The sequence below is a fragment of the Zhenhengia sp. genome (assembly GCF_046966505.1).
GTDB classification, from domain to species: Bacteria; Bacillota; Clostridia; order Lachnospirales; family Cellulosilyticaceae; genus Zhenhengia; species Zhenhengia yiwuensis.
In genome coordinates this window covers 39,706-47,000 of record NZ_JBKVCH010000020.1, presented here as the reverse complement: position 1 = coordinate 47,000, position 7,295 = coordinate 39,706, and the positions used below count along the sequence as shown (strand labels likewise).

The following is a 7,295-nucleotide window of genomic DNA, read 5'->3' as shown; positions in this document are numbered from 1 at the left end:
ATGCACTTCCCTTTTTATCTGCATCAATATAATAAGTTTCCTTTGGGTCTAAATTTCTTAGTGATGTGGTTTTACCAGCACCTGATTCACCTATAATACAAATTGCTTTTGCCATCTTTCTTACTCCTTCTAATATTTAATTTCTAGCTCTTCTGATTTCATAATTGTGTTAAGCCCTTTTATATTAAGGATTTCTCCTGTATTGACATCTACAATCCCATCATCTGTAGGTAGTAACGACTTTTTAAAGTCTGCCCACTTAAAACTCAATACTTCTTTTTTACTCAGAAGCTCTTCTCTTTGATTGGCCTGTGCCCACTCTATAAGCTTCTCTGTATCCTTTTCAAAGTCTTCTTTAGCCTTTTTAACAATCACATCCCCACTAAGGAGTTCTACCTTTTTCATTGTCTTTGTCTCATGTTGTGGTACTTGTTCAAATAAAAATTTAAGCTGCGTTCTTAAATAATCTCGTTTATTATTCAAACTTAGCTGTCTTTCCTCAAACTTATTGGTCAGCTCCTCACTTTGTAAAATAAACATCTCTCTAAGTTCAGCTAATTTATAATCAAGTTCTTTTATTTCTTCTAATAACTTATTCATTTCTACTTTCATTTGAACAATTGTTTCATCTACTTCAATTACTTTCTTAGCCATTCGATTCTTTCCTTTTATATTTTTAGTTTTTAAATTAATAATTATTTTATAGTCTAATTGTTGCACAAAAAAAATTCTTTCTTTCTCTCTTTCTCGTTAACATGCATTCTTTACCTCATATTCTTCTCTCTCATCACTACCCTGATACTTCAATAGATATTCCATGTTACTATCACAAATATTTTTAAATACCTTATTCATAAGCGTACTAAACTGTTCATAATCTTGAAAACATATATCCAATCCACTCTTTAGACTTCTCATTAACTCACATGCTTGATGAATCCAAAAACCATGCGTTAGCTGTTTCTCATATGGAATAATAGACTCTGCAAAGTCACCTTCTATAATTTTAAACCAAGCTGAGAATACTGGATCACCTTCTTTTGTTTCCTTCAAATGCATCTTATCTACTTTTACGTTATAGAAACCATAGGGCACTACTCTCTTTTTCATAGGTTCTAGTGCTCTACATAATTTACTCATGTGCCATCCCCTTATTCTATTTGATGTATTATTAATAAGTTATACAAAATAATTCACTTTTTTTCACATTTAATACTATATCATACCTGTAATATTTTTTCTTTACGCAATATATGGGAATCTATACACCATACCCCATAACTTCAGCAATATCAACAGCTCTTATCTTAGTGGTTCCAAATTTTATAGCTGGAAGCTCTCCTCTTTTAATCATGCAGTAGACTGCCTCACGTGTAACTCCTAAAATTTCTGCTACCTCTTGCACAGAATAAAGTGCCTTGTTTAGTCCCAATGTTCTTTTTTCAAGTTCCTCTACCCTTCCTATTAACTCATGTACTACATTTTGTAATTCTTTGTTTGTCATTATTCTCATTATCCTTTCTATCTGTTTTCACTAAAACTTATACCCTATTCCTTTAAAAGATAACTATTCATGAGTAAAATAAATCTTTTCCCATATAATAATTAGTACTTTATAAGGTTATAGCATTATTTTAGCTATCATTCAGTCAAGTAAATTTCGTTTTTTCACTTGACGAATACCAATATATTATTTTATTATCTAATAGTCAATAAATACTTCGAAAAAAGACTAATGGAAATTAATAGGAGTGAACACAAATGAACAAAAGAGAAAATAATATAAAAAATACAGGACTTATTATTAAAGACCTTTGTAAAGAAAAAGATATTACAGTTCAGGAACTCGAAAAAAGATGTGGTCTGGGAAATGGAAGTGTTAATAGATGGGTTTCAGGCTCTAGCCCTACTATTAAAATGCTTACCCCTATATCAGAATATTTTAATGTCAGCATAGATTATTTAGCTGGCCTTACTGAACAAAAAGATAAATTCGATGAATGGAATAAAAAATATAATGTAAAAAAACTAGCTGATGAGGCAAAGCTCTTTGATTCTATTGGTAAGCTAAAGCGACTTTTTTCAGATGTAGAACTTATTGACCTCAATGAAAATGATATGGCTCTTTTAAAAGCCTATCTAGAATTATTACAAAAACGAAAAGAATAGCCACTGTGGCTATCTAGACATCAAGAGGGGGCTAATTATGGCATCAATAAGTAAATACTATAAAAAAGATAAGGATGGAAATAGAAAACAGTATGGTTGGAGGGGACAAATCATTGCACCTGATGGCAAACGTGTGCCCGTTTATGGAAAAACTAGACCTATTGTTGTGGAAAAAATTAAACAGCTTAACAGGGATATAGATCAATTAGGTACAATCCTTTCAAAAAATAGCTATACTGTATCAGAATGGACATACAAACATTTATTTACAACTAAAATTCATATGTTATCACCTAGTACCTTTGAACTGTACACAGGTATATATAATAATTACATTAAAAATTCTAAACTTGGAGCTATGCAAATTTCAGCAGTTAAACAACTGCACATCCAAGAATTTCTTAACTTATATCCTCATCTGTCTCATACGGCACTTAGGAAATTTTATCTAATACTTTTATCTTCATTTAATGCTGCACTTAGTAATAATCTAATTCGTATGAATCCTGTTAAAGGAGTTATTATTCCTAATAAAAATAAGCCTACTGCACCTATTGAAATCCTAAGCAAAGAAGAACAAAGACGTTATATTCTTGCCACCGAACCTGAAAAGTATCGTTTACTCTTTTTAACTGCACTTTTTACTGGTATGCGTCAAGGTGAATTAATTGCTTTAAAATGGGAAAATGTCAACCTTGAATTAGGAATTATCAAAATTAAAGAAAGTGTCAAAAGGTCTCGTGTTTATCTTCCTGATGGAACCTATAGTAACCAAATTGTCACCAAACTTCCCAAATCAAAATCAGGTAGTCGTGACCTTCCTCTACCAGCCTTTCTATTAGATGAATTTCATAAGTATAAATCTCATATACAATCTAGTGATTTAAACAGACAATATGTCTTCCAAACATCCACTGGGAAATGCCTGCAAGCACGTAATCTTTCAACATATCACAAACGTATCTGTAAAAATGCCAATATATCACCTATACGTTTTCATGCTTTAAGACATACTTTTGCAACAAGATTACTAGAAGCTGGAGAAAATATAAAAACTGTCCAAACTCTTTTAGGTCATGCTGATGTTGAAACAACTTTAAATGTCTACGCTCATGTTCTTGAAGATAGTTTAAAAGTTTCTGCTCAAAGACAAGAGTCTATCTTTAATGAAATTATGTATAACTCATTTTAATTTTATTCTCTTATTTTCAGTATCTGTTTCCCTTATTTTTCCTATCCTTTATAGTATATTTGCGTAACTCATTTTGTAACTCACTTTTTTTTAGAATACCTCAAAATTACGCAACAAAAAGAGAATAAAAACTAAATTATTTCATTCACAAAAAAACAGCTTAGGCCTTTTCAATCAAAGCCTAAGCCTTACTACATACTAAGAGCGGATGACGGGAATCGGACCCGCGTCCTCAGCTTGGGAAGCTGATGTTCTACCATTGTACCACACCCGCTTAGTCCATACTTTTATTATATGCTTTTTTTATATTATTTCAATATATTTTAAAAATTTTATTTATTTTTTAAATCAAAATAGAAGGTATAACAAAATTAAAATTTTGTTATACCTTCTATTTACTTATCAGGTCTCATTTTGAACGCCTTTCACTTCTCTATCTAAAGCATTAATCATTTCTGCAATATCATAAGCCACCTCTTTTTCATTACCAAAAGCCTGACTCACTTCTTTTTGAATATAATTTTTCTTAACGGGTAGAATATGTGTTTCTGCTTGATCTGGTGGATATTCTTGCATTAATTGAAAGTACTCATCTTGATAATACTTTTTATACTTTTCACTATCGAGTGTAATTTCTTTCTCTACTTTTTCACCATGGCTACCTTCATATGTTACTGGAAAATGTAATTGACTCATGTATCTGTACTCCTTCTTAAGTATTTTAAAGTTATTATTCTACAAAGCATCATTTTTATGCCTGTACTTTAAAATACTTAGCCTAGAGATCTCTAAAATAAGCTATAACCATTGTGTCTTCTTGTGGCATTGTAAAAAGTGTTTGAGAAGCTCTTAGATTCTCTATACTACCTTTAGAGGCTTCCCAATGATCAAATACTTTACCTTCTGGCACATGAGCTGTAATCAGAACTTGTATATTAGGATCATATCGACCACTTCCTGTTCCATTTATAACGGTAAGTGTATATTGCTGAGAAACTTTATTGTCTATAACATGCACAATAGCTCTTCCAAATCGACTTACTTCTTCTTTAAATGTAGCTGTAACTATGAGAATAGGGCTTGTCTCATTTTCTCCTACTGATAACACACCTGTGTGATCTATACTTGTATTGCCTTGTACACCATCCACACGCCAATCTATCCTTCTACTTAGTTGCCCCTGTTCTTCCCCTAATAAAGCTATAAATTGCTGACTTTGGCCCTTATTTAAAGTTATTTCAGAAGGGATAATATTAAGAGAGGGTTTAACCTCATTACCATAACTATATAGAGAAAATAGGCTGAGTAAAAAAATAATTATAATCAATGACATTCTTTTATATTTCATTTTCTCTCACTCCTTTAAATTCATTTATATACTTATTTTAGGATACCTCATTCTCTTAAAAAAATTATTTATTTGCTTCCTCTTTTATAAAAATCTAATAAAAAATTAGGTATATGTCACCTTACTTTAAGCGAACATATACCCTATACACTTATTTATTGTCCAAATACCTCTACACGTTTTCTTTTCCCTAAGTAATTAATAGCGCGCATTTGACATCTACCTAATTCATTATGATTGCAAAAATTGATTAAGTCCATTAATAGAAATAGCGTATCTGTTATTAAATACTTAAGGTCTTTTAAGTCTCCTTCATGTGCTTCATCTACTGTGAGTTCACTTGTGCGATTAAGCAGATGCTCTATACCGTCTTGTACATCTTCCAATGTCGGTTTAATTTGGTCACAAGTCACCTCTTCTGTTGCAATAAACTTCTCTAAATATGTTTGTAACTGATTATTTAAACTTCTATATTGTTCATATACTTTGGCTAATTCCATTCTTTGTCCTCTTTCTTTCTAAGTGACTTCCTCTATATAAAAAGACTCATCATAACTTGTATATTTGAGAAATACCAAAGATATGATGAGTACTATTTTATTTATTATAACATGTTATCGATTCTTTTTTCTAGTAATTTTACAAAACGTTCCTTTAGTACACTGCTATAAGTTTTTGCTTGACCTTCTGTCATGGTCATCTCCTCTTCCAAAATATTTGGTATTAGTATGACCTAGTTTTAGAAAGTCTATTAAAGTTTCATTAAATACTGTCCGATTTCAAAACTTAAGCGAAGTGCAGTCTCTATAAGTTCATCTGGTAGTCTATTAGCATAGTTATGGGCTTCAAAACAGAAATCACCTTTGTAGTCAATTTGTTTTAAAGTACTGACAACTGCTTTCCAATCTATCTTACCAAATAGAGGCATGACATGCATTAAATCATGATCTGTTGCACTATGTGTATCCGATACATGCGTTGCTTTAAGATATGGTGCAATATGAAGTAAAGATTTAACTTGATCTTGCTGCATAATATCTGCATGTTCAAAGTCCCAGCAAATGCCCATACGGCTATCATTAAAGGCCTCTACAAAGTCTACTAACTCTTCTGTTGTGACACCAAATTTTCTATGTGGTTTAATACCAAAGTCTACCATATTCTCTACAGCTAATTCCATATCATATTTTGAGCTGATTTCTAAAAGATTTTTAAAATACCCTATGTTTTTTTCTCTTGAAGTTTTTACTAGAGTAGAACTTGTAAAATCTGTATCAGGATGAGTTACACAAAGTTTTGAACCTAGTATATGACAACAGTAAAGAGATCTTTCTACAAGCTCTTGATGATATTTATAAGCCTCTTCTGAAAGCTTATGATCAAGGAAATTAAAAGTATATGCATGGCATTGCCCAAATTGTACACCTAGTCTTGCAGCCTCATTAGCTACTGAATGAATCCAAGCTTCCCACTTATCTGTTATAAACGGTGAATGTGGGAGTGACCAGTCATAAAAACTAATATCAAAACGATCAAAGCCCGCTTTACTTGCTAATTGTAATGTCTTCTCTAGTGTAAATACTTCACCATTTGGACGCTCACATACAATATTTGATGATGTTGCTAGTCTCATGCAAAAAACACCCTCTCTCTTAGTAACTGGATATATTTCTTAAAGTTAAATGATTTAGCGATTTGTAAGTTAGCGTGGTCTGGATGTAATTCAAATGTAATCGTATCCTCACCAAGTGGGCTCTCACAGTCAATTTCAATACGTCCACTTTCAAATTCAGCTATGGTCTCATCAATCATATAGGCCATTGGCATAGCGTCTACTAAAAGGCTGTATGGCTTTAATCCTTTTCTAAGATTAAAGTCTATAGCATCTTTTAAGAACTGAAGTCTTGAACTATGAGATGCTTCTTTTAATATTTCCTCTATCATTTCATTTTGCAACTGAGCTGTTACATCTAAACCTAGTGCTTTAAACTGTATCCCTGACTGGATAACAATTTCAAATGCTTCAGGGTCGACAAGCACATTCCACTCACAACGTGGACGCCCTACAAACTTATCACCTAAAATTTTATAATAGCCCGCCATTGTTACTATGCTTACCTTGCTCCAATCTACATGTGGTGCTTTTTGAATAGCCTGTGCAAGATTTGTCATTGGTGCAATAGAAACAATCTGTAAATTTTTATATTTGCTCACGACCTCTATTATAAAGTCAATGGCATTTTGATCTTGTACTTTAGTGATTGGTTTTGGTAACTTACTTTCACCTAGTCCATCTACTCCACAATACGTATCTGAAAAATTAAGGGTACGTTTAAGTGGTGCATGTGCCCCTTCATAGACAGGAATATGTGTTTTATGGCATAGTTCCAAAATCCTTAATGCATTTTGTGCACATACTGTATGCCTTGCATTCCCTGCCACGGTTGTAATACCTAAAACCTCTATTTCCTCCGAGTAAGCTGCTAACATAATAGCTAACGCATCATCTGTTCCCGGATCACAATCAATTAGTATTTTTTTCATAATTTTCCCTTAAACTAATAGATACAAGTGCATAAGCACTTG

At 32.3% G+C, this 7,295-nt stretch carries 10 protein-coding genes and 1 tRNA gene; 2 read left to right on the top strand and 9 right to left on the bottom strand.

Annotation, left to right across the window (positions count from 1 at the left end; translation table 11 throughout):
• Positions 1-129: 129 nt before the first annotated feature.
• The 3 genes from ACLTBU_RS16090 to ACLTBU_RS16080 all read right to left on the bottom strand — a co-directional run bounded on the left by ACLTBU_RS16090 (position 130) and on the right by ACLTBU_RS16080 (position 1,504).
• Positions 130-654: a host-nuclease inhibitor Gam family protein gene (locus ACLTBU_RS16090; RefSeq protein WP_412219943.1), complete on the bottom strand. Its 525-nt coding sequence runs from the start codon at positions 652-654 to the stop codon at positions 130-132.
• A 96-nt stretch (positions 655-750) separates the two neighbouring features.
• Positions 751-1,140: a hypothetical protein gene (locus tag ACLTBU_RS16085; RefSeq protein ID WP_249333089.1), complete on the bottom strand. Its 390-nt coding sequence runs from the start codon at positions 1,138-1,140 to the stop codon at positions 751-753.
• Between the two features lie 121 nt (positions 1,141-1,261).
• Positions 1,262-1,504, bottom strand: coding sequence for a helix-turn-helix domain-containing protein (locus tag ACLTBU_RS16080; RefSeq protein WP_249333090.1), 243 nt, complete (start codon positions 1,502-1,504; stop codon positions 1,262-1,264).
• 257 nt (positions 1,505-1,761) lie between these two features.
• Between ACLTBU_RS16080 and ACLTBU_RS16075 the strand changes: the two genes are divergently transcribed.
• Together ACLTBU_RS16075 and ACLTBU_RS16070 are read left to right on the top strand one after the other, a co-directional pair.
• Positions 1,762-2,169, top strand: coding sequence for a helix-turn-helix domain-containing protein (locus ACLTBU_RS16075; RefSeq protein WP_249333091.1), 408 nt, complete (start codon positions 1,762-1,764; stop codon positions 2,167-2,169).
• A 37-nt stretch (positions 2,170-2,206) separates the two neighbouring features.
• Entirely contained in the window at positions 2,207-3,361 is a 1,155-nt protein-coding gene (locus tag ACLTBU_RS16070; protein WP_412219940.1) for a tyrosine-type recombinase/integrase, read from the top strand.
• Positions 3,362-3,564: 203 nt separating this feature from the next.
• Here ACLTBU_RS16070 and ACLTBU_RS16065 read toward each other — a convergent pair.
• The 6 genes from ACLTBU_RS16065 to ACLTBU_RS16040 all read right to left on the bottom strand — a co-directional run bounded on the left by ACLTBU_RS16065 (position 3,565) and on the right by ACLTBU_RS16040 (position 7,253).
• Positions 3,565-3,635 (bottom strand) — tRNA-Gly (locus tag ACLTBU_RS16065).
• A 128-nt stretch (positions 3,636-3,763) separates the two neighbouring features.
• On the bottom strand, positions 3,764-4,057 hold the full coding sequence (locus tag ACLTBU_RS16060; protein WP_249333422.1) for a hypothetical protein: 294 nt from the start codon (positions 4,055-4,057) through the stop codon (positions 3,764-3,766).
• An 82-nt stretch (positions 4,058-4,139) separates the two neighbouring features.
• Positions 4,140-4,709: an InlB B-repeat-containing protein gene (locus tag ACLTBU_RS16055; RefSeq protein WP_320650322.1), complete on the bottom strand. Its 570-nt coding sequence runs from the start codon at positions 4,707-4,709 to the stop codon at positions 4,140-4,142.
• A 155-nt stretch (positions 4,710-4,864) separates the two neighbouring features.
• The gene (locus tag ACLTBU_RS16050) at positions 4,865-5,209 is read right to left on the bottom strand and encodes a hypothetical protein (RefSeq protein WP_412219938.1); all 345 of its coding nucleotides are present in this window, start codon (positions 5,207-5,209) and stop codon (positions 4,865-4,867) included.
• Positions 5,210-5,460: 251 nt separating this feature from the next.
• Positions 5,461-6,342 (bottom strand): sugar phosphate isomerase/epimerase family protein, encoded by an 882-nt coding sequence (locus ACLTBU_RS16045; RefSeq protein ID WP_412219936.1) that lies wholly within the window; start codon positions 6,340-6,342, stop codon positions 5,461-5,463.
• The gene (locus ACLTBU_RS16040; protein WP_412219935.1) at positions 6,339-7,253 is read right to left on the bottom strand and encodes a nucleoside hydrolase; all 915 of its coding nucleotides are present in this window, start codon (positions 7,251-7,253) and stop codon (positions 6,339-6,341) included. The genes ACLTBU_RS16045 and ACLTBU_RS16040 overlap by 4 nt, the downstream gene beginning before the upstream one ends.
• Between the last annotated feature and the right edge of the window lie 42 nt (positions 7,254-7,295).